The 22,686-nt window shown below is 68.3% G+C and carries 16 protein-coding genes and 1 pseudogene; 12 read left to right on the top strand and 5 right to left on the bottom strand.

Features of this window, described 5'->3' with window-relative positions:
- The first annotated feature begins 2,482 nt into the window (after positions 1-2,482).
- Positions 2,483-2,857, top strand: coding sequence for a hypothetical protein (locus CED_RS18110; RefSeq protein ID WP_035912582.1), 375 nt, complete (start codon positions 2,483-2,485; stop codon positions 2,855-2,857).
- A 371-nt stretch (positions 2,858-3,228) separates the two neighbouring features.
- Here the strand turns inward: CED_RS18110 and CED_RS18105 are convergent, their stop codons facing one another.
- The 3 genes from CED_RS18105 to CED_RS22985 are packed head-to-tail and all read right to left on the bottom strand — an operon-like array spanning position 3,229 to position 5,111.
- Entirely contained in the window at positions 3,229-4,485 is a 1,257-nt protein-coding gene (locus CED_RS18105; protein ID WP_035912580.1) for a type II toxin-antitoxin system HipA family toxin, read from the bottom strand.
- Positions 4,485-4,799 (bottom strand): helix-turn-helix domain-containing protein, encoded by a 315-nt coding sequence (locus tag CED_RS18100; protein WP_049760933.1) that lies wholly within the window; start codon positions 4,797-4,799, stop codon positions 4,485-4,487. The genes CED_RS18105 and CED_RS18100 overlap by 1 nt, the downstream gene beginning before the upstream one ends.
- A gap of 39 nt (positions 4,800-4,838) precedes the next feature.
- Positions 4,839-5,111: a transposase gene (locus CED_RS22985; RefSeq protein WP_084680850.1), complete on the bottom strand. Its 273-nt coding sequence runs from the start codon at positions 5,109-5,111 to the stop codon at positions 4,839-4,841.
- A gap of 405 nt (positions 5,112-5,516) precedes the next feature.
- On the opposite strand from CED_RS22985, the gene CED_RS18090 reads away from it, so the two are divergent.
- The 11 genes and pseudogenes from CED_RS18090 (at position 5,517) to CED_RS18045 (ending at position 20,696) form a co-directional block, all read left to right on the top strand.
- Positions 5,517-5,759 carry a hypothetical protein gene (locus CED_RS18090; protein WP_023841742.1) on the top strand — a complete coding sequence of 81 codons (243 nt, stop codon included), beginning with the start codon at positions 5,517-5,519 and terminating at the stop codon, positions 5,757-5,759.
- Positions 5,760-5,813: 54 nt separating this feature from the next.
- On the top strand, positions 5,814-6,731 hold the full coding sequence (locus tag CED_RS18085) for an NADP-dependent oxidoreductase (protein ID WP_011437121.1): 918 nt from the start codon (positions 5,814-5,816) through the stop codon (positions 6,729-6,731).
- A gap of 670 nt (positions 6,732-7,401) precedes the next feature.
- Positions 7,402-10,812, top strand: coding sequence for a DISARM system SNF2-like helicase DrmD (gene drmD, locus CED_RS18080; RefSeq protein WP_235187135.1), 3,411 nt, complete (start codon positions 7,402-7,404; stop codon positions 10,810-10,812).
- A complete protein-coding gene (locus tag CED_RS18075) occupies positions 10,809-15,089 on the top strand; it encodes a type IIL restriction-modification enzyme MmeI (RefSeq protein ID WP_035912575.1) in 4,281 nt (1,426 codons plus the stop codon). The genes drmD and CED_RS18075 overlap by 4 nt, the downstream gene beginning before the upstream one ends.
- A gap of 443 nt (positions 15,090-15,532) precedes the next feature.
- Positions 15,533-16,078 carry a hypothetical protein gene (locus tag CED_RS18070; protein WP_011437117.1) on the top strand — a complete coding sequence of 182 codons (546 nt, stop codon included), beginning with the start codon at positions 15,533-15,535 and terminating at the stop codon, positions 16,076-16,078.
- Positions 16,079-16,140: 62 nt separating this feature from the next.
- Positions 16,141-16,368 carry a hypothetical protein gene (locus CED_RS21670; RefSeq protein ID WP_023841739.1) on the top strand — a complete coding sequence of 76 codons (228 nt, stop codon included), beginning with the start codon at positions 16,141-16,143 and terminating at the stop codon, positions 16,366-16,368.
- 290 nt (positions 16,369-16,658) lie between these two features.
- A complete protein-coding gene (locus tag CED_RS18065) occupies positions 16,659-17,072 on the top strand; it encodes a hypothetical protein (RefSeq protein WP_035912572.1) in 414 nt (137 codons plus the stop codon).
- 794 nt (positions 17,073-17,866) lie between these two features.
- Complete coding sequence (locus tag CED_RS24435) at positions 17,867-18,043, top strand: hypothetical protein (RefSeq protein ID WP_157493474.1); 177 nt, start codon at positions 17,867-17,869, stop codon at positions 18,041-18,043.
- Positions 18,044-18,277: 234 nt separating this feature from the next.
- Positions 18,278-18,607, top strand: a pseudogene (locus tag CED_RS25510) (SAM-dependent methyltransferase); the annotation flags it as partial.
- A gap of 8 nt (positions 18,608-18,615) precedes the next feature.
- Positions 18,616-19,200 carry a hypothetical protein gene (locus tag CED_RS18050; protein ID WP_035912567.1) on the top strand — a complete coding sequence of 195 codons (585 nt, stop codon included), beginning with the start codon at positions 18,616-18,618 and terminating at the stop codon, positions 19,198-19,200.
- 53 nt (positions 19,201-19,253) lie between these two features.
- Positions 19,254-20,696 (top strand): recombinase family protein, encoded by a 1,443-nt coding sequence (locus CED_RS18045; protein ID WP_035912564.1) that lies wholly within the window; start codon positions 19,254-19,256, stop codon positions 20,694-20,696.
- Positions 20,697-21,340: 644 nt separating this feature from the next.
- Here CED_RS18045 and CED_RS18040 read toward each other — a convergent pair.
- Complete coding sequence (locus tag CED_RS18040) at positions 21,341-22,147, bottom strand: bifunctional 2-polyprenyl-6-hydroxyphenol methylase/3-demethylubiquinol 3-O-methyltransferase UbiG (protein WP_235187134.1); 807 nt, start codon at positions 22,145-22,147, stop codon at positions 21,341-21,343.
- A 181-nt stretch (positions 22,148-22,328) separates the two neighbouring features.
- Positions 22,329-22,686, bottom strand: a 358-nt coding sequence (locus tag CED_RS18035) for a hypothetical protein (protein WP_035912562.1), incomplete at its 5' end; no start/stop codon positions are given.

Genomic DNA, 22,686 nt, shown 5'->3' with positions numbered 1-22,686 from the left:
CGAAACTCCTGGGTATGCGTCCGGGCGCGGCTCTGCCGGACTGCCTCCGGTTGGCCTGGCGGGAGGTCAAACGGCAGGACAGCGATTATGGGAAGGAGATCGACTGTCTGCTCGAGAACGATCGGACCGGCATGAACGCTCTCCTTCTCATCACAGCGGCCATGCTGGAGGACGCGGATCGGGACCTGGTGTTCGTTGCGCAACGGGAGCTCGCCCGGGCCGGTGAGTTTCGCCTTCCAGATGACCACGCGTTGACCCGCCCAGGTTTTCTGGCCCGCCTGGGNGAGATCGGTGTCGTCCGCGACGAGCAGAGACCGATCCGTTTTGAGAAGACGGGATTCGGCGTGGCCGCGCGCCACTATGCCTGGGACAACTACCCGACGTTGCGTCCGGCCTTTCTCGATTGGGCGGAACGGCTTCCCTCGCCGCCGGGGATCTTTTGGCCCAACGATGTTCTGACGAGGTTCGCGGAACGGTTCACCGAGGAGTCGTTGCGGAGTGATCGAGCCGATGATGCCCTGGATCTTGCGTATCACTGGATCGGTCGCCGTCGTGTCGCCGCGATCCCCGCGTGCTTGGGCCTGCTTACGAAGGGCCTGGAGGAGGGAGCGGAGGGAACCGGCGGCCGGAAGTTCCGGCAGCGGATCCGTGCATGGTCGGAGGATCATCGGCTGGACGCCTACCTGGCGCGTATGTGTATCGAGCTCTCTGGTAAAATAATATATGATATCTATCCGTTTCAGGCGTTGACCCGACTGCACAACTTCGCCGCGCATGAGAATCCGCAGGTTGCCAGCGCGGCCATCGATGCCGTCGAGACCCTGGCAAGCGCCGACCGGGACAACTATCGCTATGTACTTGGCCGGTCCGTGAGAGCGCCCTATGCCGTCCGCGGATCGACGGGGAACGCGGAGGTTTTTCTGCGCCTGGTGTCGGCCTCTCGGTTGTATGCCAGGGACGCCGTCGGATGGCGGCCTGTCGACGATCCCGAATGCGGGGAGCTTTTCCGTGGCGGGNGGNTCCTTGTGCTCGAGGCCGATGCGCCGCCCTCGAAGGAAACGATCGGGCTGGTCCATCTCTGGCTGGATGACGTGGTGCAGGCTGTTGGGCGGGGGCCGACGATTTTACCGGACTTGCTCGTCGACGCGCTGCGTGAACGTTTTGATCTGCTTTCATCGCTGCGGGCGATCCTCGGTCGTTGGGTGGATCGGCCGCTGGGGGATTCGATGGCGCCCGACCAGGCCGCAGTTCGCACCTATCTCCTCGACCGGATCGATAAGGAGCTCTTCGGGGAGGATGTCGGCTTGCGTCCGCCCTCCTCGCCAGGTGACACCCAGCCGTCGCCCGCCGCGGGACGAGAGGAACAACGATGACCAGGAGTCAGTGGGTCGTCTTCGTCATGAACCTTTTCGGTCTCCTCGCCACGCCGCTTCTTCTGGGGTGGATCGTGGGCGGGCCGTTGTTGATCTGGGTAGTTCTTGCGCTCGCTCTGACAGGAGTGACAGTCGTCCAGGCGTGGCCGGTGCGCGGGATTCTGGATGCGGAGAAGGCTCCTCCGTCGCCAGTGGTAGTCCCTACGATGGCGATGACCCCGGTTCCCGTCCTCTCCGACGAGTACCAACGCGAGCTGGAGAGACGGCGTGATCTCGCTCAGGTGTTCTCTGCCGCGGACTCGGNGGCGGTCTGGCACCTGGCTCGCGGCGATGCGGATATCGAGGCAACAGGCCGGGCGATGCCCGTGCTGGACTATCTCGTCTCGGTGATCAGTCCAAAGGCGGAGAGCCGATTGCCGAGGCCGCGGAAGTGGGAACACACTGTGGACGACGACATGACCTTCGAAAAGCATGCCGAGGCGATCATACAGGCAGTCCTCCCAGATCCAGCGGACGGCAGGCGAGGCGACCTTGCCGCGCAGCTCGGAATCGTGCTCGACAGATGGAACACATCGGGGGAGTTCGGCAAACTACTGAAGCAGCTGTATCCCGCCTCCCAGGCCATTTTGTAGTCGATAGACCACCTTGATCACTTCTGGCTGCGGCGGAAGCGTGGCCTGCCCTCGACGGATGCCGGCGACACGCCGGAGGAATCCGAACACGCAGCAGCGCTCGCCTGGGCCGGGTGGATCCGTCAGGAGGCGGACCGCGCCATCTCCTCCTGCGACCCGGCAGCTGACGTATATCACTCCGGACGAGGCGCCGTTGTCAGAATTGGACCGATTCATGCCGAAGGGCATGACCGCCTACTACCCACCCGACAATTACCATGCGTGGTGGGAGTCCGTGAACCGCGAACCTCAACATTCCGCATCTCCCTTTCCAGCGGGTGTATAGGAGTTGGAATCTCCTCTTCATCCCGCTAAGGCCACGCTCCGTGGCTAGCTGATCGTCGAAGTCGGTCGATGATCCGTTTGCGGACCTCGTCGAGCACGCTAGTCTCTGTTACCGATAGTAGCGATTCACTCTCTCTCGGTTCTGGAGGAAGCGTGGACAAGTCCGTGAGGCGGAAAGCCGCGGTTGTCGCGGTGTCTACGGCGGCGGCAGTGTTCGTCACCGTGGGGCCGGCGGCTACGAGCGCGCTGGCGTCGAGCTATCTCGGTGGCCCGGTGGATGAAAAGATCGCCAAGGATCATTGGGGTAAGGACGGCTGGGACGGCTGGGACGGCAAGGACCGGTGGGACGGTAAGGACGGGTGGGACGGCTGGAACGGTAAGGACGGGTGGGACGGTAAGGATCGGTGGGACGGCAAGGACGGTAAGGATCGGTGGGACGGCAAGGACGGTAAGGACCGGTGGGACGGCAAGGACGGTAAGGACCGGCGCCACAAGGACGACTGGGATTGGGATTGGGATTGGGACTGAGCTGACGAGAGGACCTGGACGGAACGCCACTGAAATACGGCGAACCGCTAGGAGAAACATGTAGCGGGGTTGGCGAGGGCGTCCGGCACTGGTTCCAATCGGCAATGACCGCCCGGGTTTTCCGGCCGCCGCGGCGCCGGACACCGTAGCTCTACGGTGTCCGGCGCTCGCGTCCCGTGGCCGCCACGCGCGGGTAGCGGGAAGGCGGCGCTCCGGCTCCCCTCCAGCGTTTATGACATCGTTGAGTGTGTCACGGACGACGGTGAGCAAGGCGATGAGCTGATCGTGTCTGGTGGCGGGGCCGCCGGCATGTCCGAGGATTGACCGATAGGCCGGACGGGGCCGGGTGACGCCCGATACCGGAGCCAATCTCAAGGCACCCTGAGAGCACGGGCGATCCGTCGTTGTTCGCTCTCGTAGGCCGCTGCCATCCGGTCGGCCTGGCTTTTCGGGATGCCGAGCCCGGCTGCGGCCTGCCGCCAGCCCGCCGTGGCGGTCTCCACCTCCCTGACGAGGTCGCGGGCCCTCGGCGGCGATAAGCGGAAGTAGTTGCCCACCGACAGCGCGAGGTCGATGCTTGCGTCGGTGTTGTCGAGATCGACGGCCGTGCTCAGCCGGGCCGGGTTGTCCGGATTGGGGTTGAGGTCGTAGGCAGGAGAGAGCGCCCAGCCGTCTCGCTCGCGCAGGAACGCGTGATTGCGCAGGTGGTCGTCGGTGTTCCCGGTCAGGATGGAGAACAGGATCCGCCGGTAGAGCTCACGCAGGTCGGCGTCAGCTCTCGGCGAGTAGCGTTCGATCACCTCGGCGATCTCGAGGTAGCTGCGAAGGTCCCCGTCGGAGGCCTCGAGCATTGTCAGGGCGCTTGCGAACCCCAGACGCCGCGCGCCGATGCGGTCGAAGCGGCTCAGGAGCAGTACGTGCCGGCCGGTAACGGTCAGCAGTTCCGACTCCGCCACGGTGAGCCCCGCTCTGCGAGCGAGCCTCAGTTGTACCTCCTCCCAACCGGCCACGTCCCATTCGTCACTGTCCGAACGCGGGAACTTGGCGATCGAGAGCCGCCCGGACACGTCCCGCACCGCCGCCTTGGGGCGCGCGCCGCCGAGCGAGCTACCTGCGTCGATGAGGTCCGCGAGGTCGCGGTCGAAGTTGCCCTCCGCGCGGACGTGGTCGGCTGCTCGCATGAGCCGGGCCAGGTCGATCAGCCGTGGGACCGCGTGCCGGTGCGTCGAATAGTAGGTGGCGGTCGCCGGCTGGCGGAACCTGACACCTCCCTGGCGGGTGTCGTCGCGGACGCCGAGAAGGAAGTCGGCCTTACCGAGAGTGCGAGGTGTGGTCTCGGCGGCGCGGGCGCGCTCGCGCTCCTCACGCCTCATGAGGTTCTCACCCCATCGGTCGGGGGCGCTGTCGGCGAACGCGTTGAAGATGGCCGACCCCGCCGGCGTGTGGAAGACGCCGGCGGCTCTGGCCAGCGCCGGGTCGAGGTCGTATCCGGCCGGGTTGGTCAGGTAGGCGTCGGCATATCGGAACGTGGCGCTCTGTCCGCCGCGGTTGTGAAGCCACAACGTCCCTGCGGTGGTCTCCTGCCCGTCGATCTCGACGGTGACCTCGACAGGATCCCGTNCGGCCATCAGCGCCGTACTCGCTTGGGGAGGATCTCGTCCATGCGCAGCCGGCCGACGTCGGTCTCGTACGGGTCGGTGGCCCTGACGACGGCATCCATGATCCCGATGGTGCGTAGCACCCTGAACAGGTTCTCGGTGCTCGCGGTGCCCTTACCCTGCTCGATGGCGCGCAGCGTGTCCCGGGAGATCCCGGCTCGCTGGGCGACCTGGGCCGCGGTCAGCCGGTTCAGCTTCCGCCAGGTCGACACATGCTCGCCGAGCAGACGCAGCGACCGCGCCACCGACAACGGCGTGGCATGCGAGGCCCTGTCGCCGACCATAGCCAGCATCATACGAGTCTACGGCGGTTAAGTTCGCCGTTAAGTGCGGCTCCTCCGTGTGGTGGCCGACCAGGTGGGGCAGGCCGGGGCGAAGACGGTCATGACGGGTAGATCGCGTGCCCACCCGAGCCGTCTGAGCCAGTGGCGGTCTCCGGATTCCACGTCCTTGGCTTTNTTCACCCATTTTCCCAGCGTCATCTCATGGACGCCGATGTTCCGGGCGACCTCGGCGACCGGACGGCTGCCGTCGATGACGAAGGCTACCGCTTGCTCCTTGTACTCCTCGGTGAATCCGCGACGTGTCGCGCCCATAGCTCGCTCTCCCGGCAGATCGGGCAGCTACCTCAGGTATCCACCGAAGCGGGTACGATCCAGGCATCAGTCGCAAGACCCTACAAAAGCTCAGTTGACTGGCAGGGCGCTGATATCCGAACCCTGCGATATTCGACGATCTTGGTGTTGTGTGACGCCGGCATCGGGTCTCGTCTCCTGGAGCCCGCCGGTCCGAAGCGAGCTGTCGCGGGCGCGGCGTGACCATCTTCCTGATTCCACACCAGCTGGCCAGGGCGGAGCGGCTGTGGACCGGGTCTCGATCCTGACACCACGCTGCGTCTGATCGGCCGCGCCGGCGGAGTTGCGCACCCGGCCGTTCGCCCGCAGGCTGGAGATTCGGGGCCGCACCGTGCCGTCTGACCCGGACTTCATCGGTGTCGGCGGATGGCACCGCGATCTGTCCGGCGCTTCCTGCTGACCCTGCGGATGGGTGGCTTGGCCATCGGCTTTGTTGTCATGTCCGATCGTGCCCAACTGGGTGAGATCGTCCGGCGGGCGCGGAATGGGCGGCGGAATGGACGGCTGTGGACGAACATCGGCAGCATCGCAACTCTCGACGATGCCGTCGCGGCCTTCGGCCCGACCGGGCGGATCGGCGGGCAGACGATCGTCCGCGTTCGTCCGTGAGCGACACGTGCCCACCACTGTGCCCAAGACAAATGGCCGGGGAGGCAGTTACCTATGAAGGCGATCGTCGTGACGGACCAGGCTGCGGGAACGGCCGGGATGAGCCTGGTGGAGCGGCCCGAGCCGTCGGCGGCGATCAACGACGTCGTCGTTGAGGTTCATGCGTCGGGTTTCGTCCCGACTGAGATGGCGTGGCCCTCGACCTGGACCGATCGTCTCGACCGTGACCGAACACCGTCGATCCCCGGGCATGAGCTGGCCGGAGTGGTCACGGTCCTCGGCTATGGCACGACGGGGCTGTCGGTGGGACAGCGGGTGTTCGGCCTCTCGGACTGGCATCGCGACGGCACCCTGGCGCAGTATGTGGCCGTCGAGGCACGCAATCTCGCACCGCTCCCGGGCGACGTCGACTTCACGGTGGGCGCGAGCCTGCCGATTTCGGGGCTGACCGCGTGGCAGGGGCTGTTCGAGCACGGCCGCCTTCAGGCGGGGCAGAGCGTGCTCGTGCATGGCGCGGCCGGCGCAGTCGGGACGATGGTGACGCAGCTCGCGCGCGAGTTCGGTGCGTACGTCATCGGCACCGGACGCGCTGCCGACCGGCAGAAGGCGCTCGACTTCGGCGCGCAGGAGTTCGTCGACCTTGAGAACGACGCGCTGGAGGACGTAGGCGGGGTCGATCTGGTCTTCGATGTCATCGGCGGCGACATCCAGAAGTGGTCCGCGGGTCTGGTTCGAGCCGGGGGAACGCTGGTGTCCGTCGTCGGACCGGTCGGGGCGCGGCCCGCCGACGGCCTGGCAGTCGACTTCGTTGTCGAGTCCGATCGCGTTCAACTGGGTGAGATCGTACAGCGGGTGCGCGACGGACGGCTGCGAACGAACATCGGCAACGTCGCGACCATCGACAATGCCGTCGCCGCCCTCAATCCGACCGAGCGACGTAAGGGAAAGACGATCATCAACCTTCGTCCGTGAGGACTTCGGGGACAGCGACCGGTCCTGCCCTCCTCATGGATCAGCGTCAGCCGTGTGGCCAGGCGAGGGGTCGATTGGTCCGCATTCGTCTGCGAGGCGGTGTGAGGTGGAGGACGGGATCGGCGGGCAAGGGNTTNTGGNACAGCGNGTACGCACCGTTCGTGGGGGCGTCAGCGTGGGTCGGTGCCGCCGACGAACCAGCCGCTTCCGCGCGAGTTCATCCACATCCCGGAACGGACGAACACGAGTGACCTCGTCCTCAGCCTGACCGGGGGTGTCAGCGACCTTGAGGCGGCACTTCGTGACTATGTGATCACGGATGCCTTGGTGGTCAACGAGGGTTGGGCGCGCTCTCGGGCCTTGAGACCGTGCCCAACCTCCACAACTTTCTGGCGCGGATGGGTCGCGGCGTCTGGTGCGGACGGGTCGCGGCGTCTGGTGCGGACGGGTCGCGGCCGGCGGCCGGGGCTCCCGCGGCACCACGATGTCGAGACCCGGTCCGCCATGGGTCATGTTGGTGAATTGAGTTCACAGATGCTAATCTGCCCCCTGGATGTCCGTTAGGTCTGAGATGGGGACCGAAGAGGGCCGGCACGGTGCCACCGGGCCGGGAATCGGTCGCCCGGCGTCCTGCCAGACTGGTCGGGCTGTTCACCAAGGGGGGTATCAGGTGCCGAGTTCGACGACCGAACGTGCTCCGTCAGCACGCCGCGTCCGCCAGCAGGCCATGGGCGGGACGGGGCCGGGCCCGGGGGCGCCGGCATCTGACGAGCGTCCCGACATCGGCGCGCTGGTGGAGGTCCGTGGTCAGAAGTGGGTGGTCGCGGACATCGACGGACCGGCCGCCGGCGGGGCGAGGTGGATCGCGGCGGACGTGGGCGCGGCGGACGTGGGCGCGGCGGATAAGGCGGACGCGGCGGGGCCTGACGCCGTCGGGGACGGAGCGGCGCCGAGCACGAGCACGTTGGTCATCCTCCAGAGTGTGGAGGACGGTCGCTACGGCCACACCGTCGAGGTGATCTGGGAGGTCGAGCCGGGCCGGCGGGTCCTGCCCAGCGGTTCGCTGCCCGACGTCACCCGGGGCGGCTTCGACCCACCGGGCCGGCTGGCCGCCTTCCTCGACGCGGTGCGCTGGTCGGCGGTGACCTCCGCGGACGCCCGGCGGCTGCAGGCCCCGTTCCGCTCGGGGGTGGCCGTCGAGGACTACCAGCTCGAGCCGGTGGCGCGCGCCCTTGCGGCGCCCCGGGTGAACCTCCTGCTCGCCGACGATGTCGGCCTCGGTAAGACCATCGAGGCCGGGCTGGTCGCCGAGGAGCTGCTGCTGCGGCACCGGGCGCGCCGCATCATGATCGTCTGTCCGGCCGGGCTCACCCTGAAATGGCGCGACGAGATGGCCGAGAAGTTTGGCCGCGATTTCACGATTATTGACGCGGAGCGCTGCGCGGCGGTCCGTCGCTCGCACGGCAGCGCGGCGAACCCGTTCGAGGTCTACCCGCTGACGATCGTCAGCCTGCCCTGGCTGCGTGGCCCGAAGGCGCAGCGGCTGCTCGACGAGGTGCTGCCCGGCGATGGTCAGCCGACCTACCCGCGGACCTTCGACCTGCTCATTCTCGACGAGGCCCATCACATCGCCCCGGCCGCGCCCAGGCAGGTCTACGCCGTCGACTCCCAGCAGACCAAGCTGATCCGCCGGCTCGCGCCGCACTTCACCCACCGGCTGTTCCTGTCCGCCACCCCGCACAACGGCTACCTCGCCTCGTTCACCGCGCTGCTGGAGATCCTCGACGACCAGCGGTTCGCCCGTGGCGTCGAGCCGGACCGGACGGCCGTGGACGAGGTCGTGGTCCGCCGGTTGAAAAGCAGCATCGAGAACGCGGACGGCACCCCGCGGTTCCCCCGGCGCCGCTCGATCGACATGCCGGTGGTCTATCCGGACGGCGAACGGGAGATCCACGGCCTGCTCAAGGAGTTTGCCGCACTGCGCCGGGCCCGGCTGGATTCGCCGCGCGGCCGCAAGGCGACCGACCTGGTGACCCTGCTGTTGAAGAAGCGGTTGTTCTCCTCCCCGGCGGCGTTCGGCCACACCGTGGGCGTCTACCGGGAGACCCTCGTGTCCCGGCACGGGCGCCCGGTCCACGCGTCCCGCCTCGCGGACGAGGCCGAGCCGGGGATGCCTGGGCCGGGGATGCCCGAGCCGTGGATGCCCGAGCCGTGGATGGAGGACTACTTCGACGACGTCGCGACCCTGGACGACGAGCAGCTCGCCGACGCCGAGGACGACGCCCTCGGCCGGATCGGGCCGATGCAGCTCGATCCCACCGACGGCGAGATCGAGCTGCTGGACCGGATGCGGCGCTGGGCGGACGCCCACGAGGCCGAGCCGGACGCCAAGGCCCGCGCGCTGCTCGATTATCTGAACGCGGTGTGCCGGCCGGACGGGCGGCACTGGTTCGATGAGCGGGTCGTCGTGTTCACCGAGTACCGCGACACGCAGATCTGGCTCGCCGGACTGCTGCGCCAGGAGGGGCTCGCCGGGGAGCGGCTCGGCCTGTTGCACGGCGGGCTGTCCGTTGACGAGCGCGAGCAGCTGCGGCTCGCCTTCCAGGCCGAACCGAGCGAACATCCGATGCGGGTCCTGCTCGCCACCGATGCGGCGAGTGAGGGCATCGACCTGCAGAATCACTGCCATCGGCTGGTCAACTACGACATCCCGTTCAACCCGAACAAGCTGGAGCAGCGGATCGGCCGCATCGACCGGTACGGGCAGCGCCGTTCCCCGGAGATCCGGCACTTCGTCGGCTCCGGCTGGTCGGGCAGCGTCGATTCCTTTGAGGCCGACCTGGAGTTCCTGTCGCGGGTGGTGAAGAAGGTCGCGCAGATGAAGGCCGACCTCGGGTCGGTCAACGCGGTGCTCTCCGATCGGGTGCAGCGTCGGATGCTGGGGGAGCGGATCGACCTCGGTCCCGACGACCTCGACGTCGGTCCGGGCGGCTCCGTGGCCGCCGGAGGCACCGTCCCGGTCGCGGAGAACGTGCGCGAGCAGGTGCGCCGGCTGCGGGCGAACCTCGACGACACGGTCCGCGAGCTCGGCATCACCCCGGCGGCGGTGCGCCGCGTCGTCGGCACGGCACTGAGCCTCGCCCGCCAACAGGCACTCACCCCGTACGTCGACGAGAAGGAGCACGCCGAGGGACTGTTCACGGTGCCGACGCTCACCGGCTCGTGGCAGCGCGCCTCCGCGGGACTCACCGAGAAGCTGCGCCGTGAGGACCTTCCCCCGGGCACGCCGCCGCGCCAGCGGCCGATCACCTTCGACTCGGCCATGGCGAAGGACCGCGACGACGTCGTGCTCGCGCACCTCGGCCACCGCCTCGTCGACATGTCGACAAGGCTGCTGCGGGGCGCCGTCTCCAACGCCGACGTCGGGCTGCACCGCGTCACCGCCGTGCGCTCGGACGATCCGCGCTGCGAGGAGGTGCTGATCGGCGCGTTCTCCCGGTTCGTGCTGGTGGGCGCGGACGGCGTCCGGCTGCACGAGGAGGTCCTGTACGCGGGCGGCTGGGCGCCGGCGACCGGGCGGTTCCGCCGCCTGGAGAACCTGACGGTCCTCGGCGATCTCGTCGGTACCGCGCTCGCCGCCGGCCGGCCCGTCTCCGGGGAGACGCGGGAGCGGCTCGTCGAGCGCTGGCCGGCGGTGCGGCCCGGGGTGCTCTCCGCCCTGGAGTGGCGGACGAGGACCCGCCAGGAGTCGCTGACCCGCCTTCTCGGCCAGCGCCGGGCCGCCGAGGAGAATCGGATCACCACTATCCTCGATCAGTTCGCCGCGACGCTGCGCGGTGCGATCGAGGATCCGGAGAACGACGAGGACGCCCTGTTCAGCCGGTTCGAGATCGCCAGGAGCCGCGAGGAGCTGGCCCAGTACCGCAAGGACCGGCAGGCGTGGCAGGACCGGCTCGACCGGCTCGACCAGGAACGGCGACGGGAGCTCGACGTGATCGCGCAGCGATACCGTGACCCGAGGCAGCACCAGTTCCCCGTCGCGGTCGTCCTGGTCGTGCCGGCAGCGGAGGAGGCGCGATGAGTACCGTGGGTGCCACCACGCGGGGCCGGGGCATCCCCGGAGGTCGCGGCAGCGGCAGCGGTGGCGGTGGCGGTCGGCGCCGGCCGCCCGCGCCGGACGGCTCCGCGCAGCACCGCGAATGGCTGAGCCTCATCGAGGTCAGCGGGCCGTTCCTCAGCCTGCCCGTGCTCCGGCGGGTCTGGCCGACGCTCGACCCGCTGGAGAAGAAGACCCGGGAACGCCTGCGCCGGGAGCACACCGCCTGGCTGGACGATCCCGTCGGCGGCCAGGCGGCCTGGGTGCGTTTCGTTCTCGGCGAGCTACTCGGCTGGGGGAACACGCTCGTCCTGCCCGATGGCACGAACGGCGCGAACGGCGCGGGTGGCGCGGGTGGCGCGAACGGCGCGCTGCGCTCGTTCACCGTCGACGTCGGCGAGCACGACGCGCACCTCGTGCCGTCCTTCATCCTCGTCGATCCGGACACAGCGGACACAGTGGCCACGGGGGACACAGTGGCCGGGGGGTCGTCCGAGGTGAAACCGGACGCGGTCCGCGTGCTCGGTCTGGTCGTCGCGCCGTCACAGTCCCCGACGGCGCGGATCGCCGGGCAGGCCTGGGCTGCGACGCCGGTGGACCGGGCGGCGATCGCCTGCCGGCATCACGGGATCGAGCTCGCGCTGGTGACGAACGGCCGGCAGTGGGCGTTGGTTTGGGCGCCGCGCGGCGGGGTGACGGCGACGGCGGTGTTCGACGCGGTGTCCTGGCCGGAGGCGGCCGAGCGCGACGTCGTGCGGGCGTTCGTGTCGTTGCTGTGCCGGCGGCGCTTCTTCGGCGTACCCGACGACGAGACGCTGGTCCCGTTGCTGAAGGCGAGCCTCGGCAGCCAGGAGGAGATCACCGAGGCGCTCGGCGTCCAGGTTCGCCAGGCCGTGGAGCTGCTCGTCGCCGCCTTCGGCNGCTGGCACGTCGCCGAGCGGGACCGGGGTGGCGCCGGGCTGCGCGACGTCGGCGCGCACGACGTCTACCGGGGCGCGGTCGCGGTGATGATGCGCATCGTCTTCCTGCTCNACGCCGAGGAACGCGGCCTGCTGCCCGCCGGCAACGACCTGTACGCGAGTACCTACTCCGCCGGCCGGCTGTGCGCCGAGCTGGAACAGCAGCTTTACGACGGCGCGACCGAGGACGACCTGGAGCAGTCGACGGCGGCCTGGCACCGGCTGCGCGCCCTGTTCACCGCCGTGTACGCGGGGGTCGATCATCCCCGGCTGCGCATGCACGCCTACGCCGGTTCGCTGTTCGACCCGGCCGCCCATCCGTGGCTGCCACTCGGCGTGGACGACCGCACGGTGCTGCACATGCTGCGTGCCGTCCAGTACATCCAGGTCGGCAGCGGGAAGTCCCGGGAGCGGCGGACGCTGAGCTTCCGCTCGCTGGACGTCGAGCAGATCGGTTACGTCTACGAGGGTCTGCTCTCCTACGATGCCGAACGCGCCCCGGCCGCGGAGGTGGTCGTCGGCCTGGCCGGCCGGGAGGGGCTGGAGGCCGAGGCGAAGCTGTCCGAGCTGGAGGAGCTCGCCTCGCGTCACCGGGGCCGCCCGCTGCTCGCCGCCGCGCTCGCCGAGAGGTTCGCCGCCAGCGGGATCGGCGCGCCGAAGGCGGTCGAGCGCCGGCTCGTTCCGTTGGAGGCCGGCGAGCGGGAGGAGGCCCGCAAGGCCCTGCTCGCCGTGACCCGCGGCGACTACCCGACCGCCGAGCGGCTGCTGCCGTTCCACGGCCTGCTGCGCACGGACCTGCGCGGCCAGCCCGTCGTGGTCCTGGAGGACGGGCTGTACGTCACCGAGTCGCCGCTGCGGAAGAACACCGGCACCCACTACACCCCCAGGTTCCTGGCCGAGGAGGTCGCGGACAACACCCTGGAGCCCCTGGTCTACGCCCCCGGGCCGTTGCAGACCGCCGACCGGGGCGCCTGGCGGCTGCGGTCCAGCGCCGACATCCTGTCGCTGAAGGTCGCCGACATCGCGATGGGCTCGGCCGCGTTCCTCGTCGCCGCCGCCCGCTACCTCGGCGACCGGCTGGTGGAGGCGTGGATCCGTGAGGGTGACCCGCGGGCCGCCGGGCACGCCGGGTACGCCGGGTACGCCGGTGACGCCGACGCGGACGACGTCACCGTCGAGGCCCGCCGGCTGGTCATCGAGCACTGCCTGTACGGGGCGGACATCAACCCGATGGCCGTGGAGATGGCGAAGCTGTCGCTCTGGCTGGTGTCGATGGACCCGCGCCGGCCGTTCACCTTCCTGGACGACCGGCTCGTCTCCGGCGACTCCCTGCTCGGTATCACCTCGGTCGAGCAGCTGGAGTACATGCACCTCGACCCGGCCAAGGGCCGGAAGATCCACTCCGACATCTTCGGCTGGACCGCCGGCGTCCGTGAACTGGTCCGCGACGCCGCCGGGCGGCGCCGGGACCTTGTCGAGACCGACGGCTCGTCTCTGGCGGGACTTGCGAGGAAGCGCAGGCTCCTGTCGGGGGTGGAACACGACACCGAGCGGCTGCGGCTCTTCGCCGACCTGACTGCCGGCGCCGCGCTCGTCGGCTATCAGAAATGGTCGGGGACGAGTAACCCGCATGCCCGCGCCGAGATCGACGAGGAGAAGAAGGCCAGCCGGGAAAGCTTCTCCCTGACCGCGGCCCGCCTCGCTGATGAGGTCACCGGCAAGCGGGATGAGACCGAGGCCCGGAAAACGGCACAGTCCTGGTTGGCCACCGATTACGTTCCCGGCGGTTTCCGGCGGAAACCCCTGCACTGGCCGCTGGTCTTCCCCGAGGTCTTCGAGGAGGGCGGTTTCGACGCCGTCCTCGGCAACCCCCCGTTCCTCGGTGGCCAGAAGCTGACCGGTGCACTGGGCGTGGCGTATCGCGAGTACCTCGTCGAGGAGATCGGCGGGGGNGNACGGGGGNGCGCCGATCTGGTCGCCTACTTCGCGCTGCGTGCGCACTCTCTGCTCAACGGTGGCGGTCAGACGGGGCTGATCGCGACGAACACCCTGGCCCAGGGCGATACCCGTGAGGTCGGCCTTGACCAGATTGTCGCTGACGGGAACGTCATCCGCCGGTCGATCAAGAGCCGGCCCTGGCCGTCGAAGTCCGCGGTCCTGGAATTCAGCGCCGTCTGGACCACAGGGCAGATCGGGCCGGCCGCAGCCCGGTTCGCCGACGGCGTCCAGACCCCCGTGATCGCACCCTCCCTGGAGCCCGAGGCACGAGTGTCCGGAAATCCTCACNGGCTGGAAAAAAGCGCAGGAATCTCCTTTATTGGAAGTTATGTCCTGGGTCTTGGCTTCACGATGGAACCCGCCGAGGCCCGCGCGTTGATCGCGAAGGATCCGCGTCATACCGACGTGCTGTTCCCCTATCTGAACGGTCAGGATCTCAACTCGCGCCCCGACTGCTCGGGCAGTCGTTGGGTCGTCAATTTCCACGACTGGCCTGAGGACCGCGCAAAGCGGTACCGCGACTGTTACGACCAGGTCCGCCTCCTCGTCAAGCCAGAACGTGACCGAAATAATCNAAAAGTATATCGCGACTACTGGTGGCAGTACGCTGAGAAGCGTCCCGCCATGCTCGACGCGATGGGGGATCTCGAACGGCTTGTCGTCATCACTCTTGTGAGCCGCACGGTGATGCCGGTGATGGTGCCGACCGGGCAGGTGTTCGCGCACAAGCTTGGTGTGTTTGTCACTGACGACGGGGCAATGCTGTCACTATTGTCGAGCGCGCCCCATTTTTGGTGGGCGATGAGTCGTAGTTCGACGATGAAGGCGGATCTCAACTACTCGCCGTCGGACGTGTTCGAGACCTTGCCGTTGCCTGAACTGACGGGGGAGATGCGGGAATTGGGGGAGGGGTTGGACGGGTTCCGGCAGGAGGCGATGCTGGCGCGGCAGTCAGGGCTCACCAAGACGTACAATCTGGTTTTCGATCCGGGCTGCAACGATGCCGATATCGCCGAGCTGCGGGAGATCCACCGGCTCATCGACGAGGCGACCTTTCGGGCGTACGGGTGGGTCGATATGATCGACCGGGGCCTGGACCACGGCTTTCATCCGGCCGGGAAGTACACTCGGTACACGATCGGGCCGTGGGCGCAGCGCGAGGTGCTCGACCGCCTCCTCGAACTGAACCACGCCCGGTACGCCGAGGAGGTCGCCGCCGGCCTGCACGAGAAGGGCGCGAAGAAGAAAGGCGCCCGCGCCAGGGCGGCCGCATCGCCGGACCAGGGGTCGCTGCTTGACCTGTAGCCGGAGACAGCGAACGACACCCTACGTTTGACGCCGGGCCGCCCGCCCGATTTCCGGGTGACCGGTCCGCGAGAGTTCTCCATTCGCCTTGTCCACCGGCCGAGCCACGCGCGCGGTCGACATTCTGCCGTGCCCGGATTCTCGGGGGGATCCGGGCACGGCCATCCTCCATCCACCTTTTCCGACTTTTCCGAAGCTGTTGACAGAAAGCTCGAAGCGATTCAGAATCGTTGTTGTCCGGGATTGATCTGATCGGCTGGCGATAGCGGGACCTCGCCGCCTTTCTCGGATACCGACGGGTTTCACGGCCGTCCTGTCGGTACATTCTTGCGACCTCGCCCGTCTGCCCAGGCAGCCGGCATCGACCCGCAGCCTGATATTCGACGTCTCGTTCATCACTCTCATCGGCGTGCTATGGCGCGCGCCTTTTCACGGGGGATCTCATGAGTACTGCACGTTTCGCCGTCGCCGCGGTTCTCACTGGCCTGATCGGCCTCACCGGGCTCACCGGCTGCAACCTGGACGACACCTCCGTCTCCTCGACCGGCGCGACGGCCGCGCCCGGCGGTGCCGCGGCGGCCGGCGGGGCCTCCCAGGGGGCGAAGCAGGCCCAGTACGGCGAGGTACTCCAGGTCAGCAAGGGCGGCGAGGTCGCCGCGACGGTGAGCGTCGCCGCGCCGAAGGCGGTCCCGTCCTTCTTCTCGGGTTTCAGCAAGCCCACCAGCGGCCCGGCGTTCGCGACCTTCATGGTGTCGTTCACCTCGGCGAAGGCCGGCTTCGCCGTCAACCCGTTCGACTTCTTCGTCCGCACTCCGGACGGTGCGCGGGTCCAGCCAACGATCGGCTGCGAGCCGGCGTTCAACGCGGCGACCCTCGGCCAGGGGGAGAAGTACCAGGGCTGCCTGACCATCGACGCGGCCCACGGCGTCCTCGTCTACGCCTCCGGCCTGTTCGGCGCGACCGGCCTCGTCGAGTGGCCAGGCTTCTGACCGTCGACCGGCGGCGGCGAGCCACCCCGTACGACACACACCGAGGAGAAGAGAGATCCGGAATGGCCATCATCATGCGGCTCCCCGACGGTTCCATCGAGAGCATCGCGACGACCCACGGCGGTGCGGACGGCAGTCACCTTCGATGCGAACTGATAACCGTTCGACCGGGTGATGAGCGGTACGAGGAGCTGAACGCCCGGTTGGCGGGTCGCCCGCGCCGGGCGAAGAAGGCGCACGGCGTCCTCCGCCGCATCATTCGCGTCGTCCGTCCGGGGCGGCGGGCATGATCCGCCGCGGTGAGCAGCGGCTGGGGCACCGCTGCGGCCCACGCCGCGACCTGACCTGCATTGACGAGCAAGATGTCCATTTTTGTGGATGCACTTTTCTGGCCCGGCTCGGAGACCGTCATCCCAGGTCACGGAATTTTTGACATTCAGCAAGGAAAGGGCGAGGCCAGGGCCTCCGGGCCCCAGTCGGGCCGCTCTCCTGGCACTTCTGGCGTTCTCCAGACACGACCTACTTCTCCATGTAACAATACGATCATGAGCCTTTCGGCTGGCAAGAAGGGGAGAACCGCATGAGTAATGTCACGAATCTGACCGTTCTGATCGACAGCGAGCCCGCGCCGAGCGGCTGGATAAAGATCGACAAGGATCTCAATGCTGGCGCGGGCGGCGCTTATCTGTATTTCGCCTATGAGAAAGGTGCCGGAGATCCCATCACCAACATAATCTTCCTGCTCAACAAGGACGAGTCTGCTCCACCGAGCTATCACCGTNTCGACGTCGATCTCAACAAAGGTGCTGGCGGCGCTTACATTTATGCTGCCTTCACTCGGGAGCCCGCCCTGGGCAGTCCGATAGAGGATCTGGATGTCATACTCGGTGACAACAGTGGGATTCAGCCGCAGGCACCGTGGCGGCGTATCGACGTTGATCTCAACAAGGGCGCTGGTGGTAAGTACATTTACCTTGTGTACAGAACCGCTTAAAAATCTAGGTTTTAGGTCGCTGACGAGTCTGTAGACGTAGCAAGGCGTACATACGGCCCCTGGCGCGCGCAGCTCAGGCGGCCATGAACGCGAAACCCCTCCCAGTCACGGGAGAACGGGCGGGGAGGGGTCTGCTGCGGGGAATCTTCCGGAACTGGATGTCGAACCGCTCAAAAGTCCGGGCTTCATAGCTGGGGACCGGGCCGTTGACTAATCTCACCATGTGCTGCCCGCCTGGCGTCACGAGATCTATGAACCAGTTGTGTCGGGATAGGCGGCGTCGAGGTGGCCTCCGACGGCGGTAGAGGGAATGCGTGCTGATTGCTACTCATTTCCTTCCGGTGTGAAGACAATCCATTCTCCGGGTTTGCGAACGGTGAAGCCGGATCTGTTCCGCGCGTGCGATGGAGACCTCGCGTGGAGTGGGCGTCGGCCCATCGAGGAGGGCTGCCTTTCGTTCGGCTGCGGTGGCGGCCGGGATGCCACCGTCGGGTCGGGGCCGCGGGGGTTCCTGGGAGTCGGGTGACGATCCGATGGGTGCGTCGAGAAGATCGAGTTTGCGTTGGAGGGCGGCGGGCTCGGGGCCGGTCTGGCTCGTCCGGGTGGATGCCGGGGTGTCGGGTGGAGCGGTAGCGTCACGGGGCATGGGCGCTCACGCGCCGATTGTGGGGTTTTCGGTGGTGACTGTCGAGGGTCTACCCGACTTCTCGGCGTAGCTATCGGGCTGGCCGCGCCCGGTCGACAGCCGGCCGGTTCGCAGAGGTGTTGCCCGTCCGCCGAGCCGTCCGCCGCCGGTGCGGCTGCTCGCCGAGCGGACCGGCCTGCGGACGGGGTTGTCGGCGGCGATGCGTCGGCGGGAGTTCGTCCCGGTGTACGACCGGGGCAGGTCCTGGTCGATGTGGCGGGTGCGCCCCTCTTCCACCCCGGCCCGTGACTACATCACGTCACCACCGGCCGTTACTGAATGGTAGGCGGGAAAATGTGGATCATGGTGTACCGCGGAGAGCCCCTAAAGCCGCCTGCCACCATCCGCAGGCGAACCACCATAATTCAGTGACAACACATCCGTTCTCCCTCGGCACCGGCAGCGCCGCAGGTCAGCCGGCCGTCCGATGGAGGTGGCGGGGAACGCCGAGCATACCTAGACGCGATTGAGGGGCCGGGACGTGAGCGACAACCCGACGGATGACCGCTGGAACACGCCAGTGGAGCGGGTGGAGACGGTGGAGCGGGTGGAGCTGCGGACGGACGTGCCGCATTCCGCGCGGATGTACGACTACTTTCTGGCTGGCAAGGACAACTTCCCCGCTGACAGGGAAGCCGCCGAGCGGGCGCTGGAGGTATTCCCGGCCCTGCGCATCGCCGCCCAGCAGAACCGGGCGTTCGTCCACCGCGCCACCCTGTTCCTTGCCAAGGAGGCGGGTATCCGCCAGTTTCTTGACATCGGCACCGGCATCCCGACCTCGCCGAACCTGCATGAGGTCGCCCAGGGTATCGCTCCCGACACGCGGGTGATCTACGTGGACAACGACCCGTCGACCCCATGGACGCACACACCAGCAAGGCCCTGCGACTGTCGGACCCTCAGCGCCGTGCGCTGACCTTTGCCCACACGGGCGTTCTGTACTACCGGGCCGACTCGTTCGGTCACGGCTACTACGGGGAGCGGGACTGCGCTCCTGTCCGTATCCGCTGGAACACCTTCGAGGCGATTGAGCGTCGCGGCTGGGTGGTCCGGGATCCGGCGGGAGACCTGAGCCTTCACGGCGGCACCGTGACCATTCTGGCATACGTCGTGACCGACGCGGGCCGGACGGTGCTCGGTGTCGAGCGGGACGACGCACCCGGTGGGGAGAAGGCCCCGCAGGACGAGGCCCCCGTCACGGTCGATGTTGCCGACGTCCGGCTTGGCATGCCCACGGCGCTGGGCTGGGTCGACTACGTCTCCCCGCTGGACGATGGCGGGGCCATCGTCTACTACCTCCCGTTCGACCTCTCCGCGAAGACCTGCCGCGCATGGCCCCCCGGGACGCGGTTGATGCTCGTTCCCTGCCCCCACATCCCCAACGTCTTGGATCGCTCCCGCTGTGCGAAGTGCGGTCACGAGTTGGGGAGCGTGGCGGCGTGAGGCCCAATATCACACTCTGGTCGGACACACGGGACGCCGCGTACGGTTCTGGGGTGGTTCGCAAGCTGCGCACAATCGGCTACCGGCGGATCTCCGATGACCGCGAAGGGATCGAAGCCGGAGTCACCCGCCAGGACGAGGACATCCGCGAGCTTGCCGAACGGCGTGACGACGTCGACCTGATCGACGTGCTGACCGACAACGACCTGTCGGCCACGAAGGACTACCGGCCGGAGTTCGAACACATCCTGGCCATGGCCGCCGCTCGCGAGATCGACGCGGTGATCTCATGGACGTCGAACCGGTTCCTGCGCAACCGGCCCGACCGGATGCGCGTGATCGAGCTGTTCAAGGACCGCAACGTCATCCTGATACCGGTCAAGGGCAACACCATGGACTTCACCTCCGCCGACGGCCGGATGATGGCCGACATCATCTTCTCGATCGACGCGGGCGAGGCCGAACGCACAGCGGAGCGTGTCTCGCGGGCCGCCCAGCAGCGGGCAGAGCAGGGCCGCCACCACGGCGGACGCCGCGCCTTCGGCTACGGGCCGATCGTCGCCACCGACCACGCGGGCAAGCCGGTACGGGACTTCCACGCGGTCATCCCCGAGGAGACGGCGGTCATCCGCCGTATCGCCGCCGACGTGCTGGCGGGCGTGCCGTTGGGCGCCATCGCGCGCCAGCTTCAGGCGGACGGTGTGGCGACCGTGACGGGCCGTCCGTGGGACCCGACCACGCTCAAGGAGATGATGGTCAACCCGCGGCTGATCGGGATGCGCGGCTACCAGACCCGCAGCACGCGGCGCAGCACGGGAGCCATCGCGGTCATGGGTCAGGCACAGTGGCCCGCTGTGCTGGACGTCGACACGTGGGAGCAGGTCCGGGCGATCCTGACCGACGCACGGCGGCGGACCAACACCGACGCGCAGAAGGTGCGGCGCCTGCTGGCCGGGTTCGTCTACTGCGCGTCCTGCGGGCACAAGCTGACCGGGAACGGCACGAACGGCAAGCGGCTCTACTGCCAGCGCCGCGACGGCCGCTGTCCGGCCAAGGTCCGCATCGGGGAGGACTTCCTCGTCGGGCTGGTCTCCGCTGCCGTGCGGGGGCGTCTGGACGAGCTGGTGCTCCAGCCTGCCGCGACGGAGGACCCTGGCGCCGCCGCGTTGGCGACGCTGGAGGCCCGCAAGAGCGCGCTGGCGGACCGGTGGGCGTCCGGGAAGATGGACGACGACGCCTACGACGACGCCCACAAGGCCATCGTCCGCCAGATCCGCGNGNCCGAGGCCCGNANGCACACCAGCGCGCGACGNCGCGCCACNCTGCCCGTGGANGGCGCCGNGNGCTGGGACGGGCTNGGCGANGACATCGCGGCCAAGCGGGTGATCCTCACCCAACTGATCGACGGCGTGATCGTCGGCGGGAACGGCACCGTCGAGGGCGACAAGGCCCAGCGCATACGGATCGTGTGGCGAGACCTCAACGACNCCCGGTAGCCCCACGCCACCGGCGAAGGCCCCCGGCATCCGCCGGGGGCCTTCGTCATACCTGCCCGCCATGGCGGCTGAGAGCCACGCTGGCACGCGAACCGCCCTTCCGGTCGCCCCCCCTCCTGCCACGTCCCTGGATCGTTGGCGGGCCGAGCGTGACGGGCGCTGATAGGCCAGCGGGAGTGCCACCGTCACGGGAGCGTCGTTGCCCGCGCCGTGACGGTGGCACGCTGTGCACGATCTCGGCAGCTCGGACGGGGGCGCGTGGCCACCGGGCCGGCAACGCCCCCTATGGGCCGGGATGCGATGGCACAGCGGGATCGTGCAAAGACAGCGACACAGCACATCGGGGGCACCAGGGCGCTGACCTGCGACGCTGTGACACGCGCGGCCAATGCCAGCGATCAATGGTCCACATTGACCAGTCCGCGACCGGTCCGCTGTGACCACCCGCGCTGGGCGCCCAATCTGCACAGCGATCTTGCGCGACAACCATGGTTGTCGGAGCACGGGCGACAGTGACGGTTGTCGCATGGCCGACGACGGGCTCACCATCACGAACCGGCCGCGCGTGTCGCTCGCCAGTTGCGCTGAGGTGCTGCCGGCGTGCCTGAGGCTTCCCGGCGCGCTGGACAGGTCAGCCGATAGCCCTACGGCTTGCGGGCCACGCCGATGACATGAGCGCTCGTTCCGAGCATCGACGGTTCGGTCTCGGTCAGGCGGACCGCCCTGAGCAGATCGCCAGGGTCGGCCATCCGCTGCTCCAGGTCCCCCAGCAGCCAGGCGAAACCCTCCACCGCGACCAGGCGGATGTCCCGGTAGCCGGCGAGGTCGAGCTCCGCGCGCAACTCCTCAGGGCGGTGGAAGTAGGCCCAGAAGCCGCCGGCGGCCGACTGGGCCGGGTCCTGGCTGAGGCCGACACGCAGGTTGCGGTCAAAGTCGTCCCAGATCTCGCCGCTTCCCAACAGGCCCTTCTTCGCCGCGTCGAGAACCCAGGCGTGCCGGGCGATGACCTCGACCAGAACCTCACCACCCGGCCGAAGGACCCGGGCCGCCTCGCGCAGCGCCGCGACCCGGTCATCCCGCTGGACAAGGTGATAGAGCGGGCCCATCAGCAGCACGACATCGGCCGTCTTATCGGCAACGGGAAGACGACGGGCCTCACCCAACTCGACGCGAAACGGCGCGTGCGGTTGCGACCGGGACCGGGACCGTGCCCTCTCGACATGGCGGGCGACCGGGTCAACAAGGAGAACGTCATAGCCGCGCCCGGCAAGGTGCGCGGCGTGCGTCCCTGGACCGCCACCGACATCCACGACACGGCCGTGCCCGGGCAGGAACCGCGCGAAGATGTCCCAGGTCCGCAGCCGGACCAGGTCACCCAGGCCCGGCCGCCACAGACGGTCGTCCTCGTCAACCAGCTCATACCGGGCCGTCACCCGGCTATCGATCTCCACCCGGCCCAGTATGGAAAGCCCGCCCACGCTTGGCGATCTGTTTTGCCTGCCCCGCCTCGACCGCGGCCTCCCGCTTCGCAACTCACTGCCACCGCGACTTGCCCCCAGATCCGATGGCAGATCAAGACCTTCGGCGCTGCCAGTCGATCTGAGTGGGCGTTCTGCACGCTTTCGTCGGGCCTCAGCTTGAGTTGATCTCTGGGGTGGCCGGTGGGTCGGGCTGGGGCAGGACGAACAGGCCGGGATNGGGCTCGGTGAGAACACCCCGCTCTACCAGCCGTTTCAGCCGGGCCCGCATGCTCTCGACATGCCGGGGCTCGGTGCCGCCACCCAGCGCCCGGCACACGTCCTTGGCGTGCAGCCCGTTCCCGCCCCGGGTGAACACGGCCAGCACCTCCCGATACCCCGGCGGCAGCGGCTCGGCCGGTGCGGCGTCGTTCTCGGCGGCCAGGTCCAGCACCGTCTCCCGGGTGATCTCCAACCGTTCCAGGGCACGTTCAGCGGCGGCGAGCTGCCCGGTGAGCCGGGCGATCTCCTCC

This window comes from Frankia sp. CeD (genome assembly GCF_000732115.1).
Lineage (GTDB): Bacteria > Actinomycetota > Actinomycetes > Frankiales > Frankiaceae > Frankia > Frankia casuarinae.
This window is presented reverse-complemented; position numbering and strand designations above follow the sequence as displayed.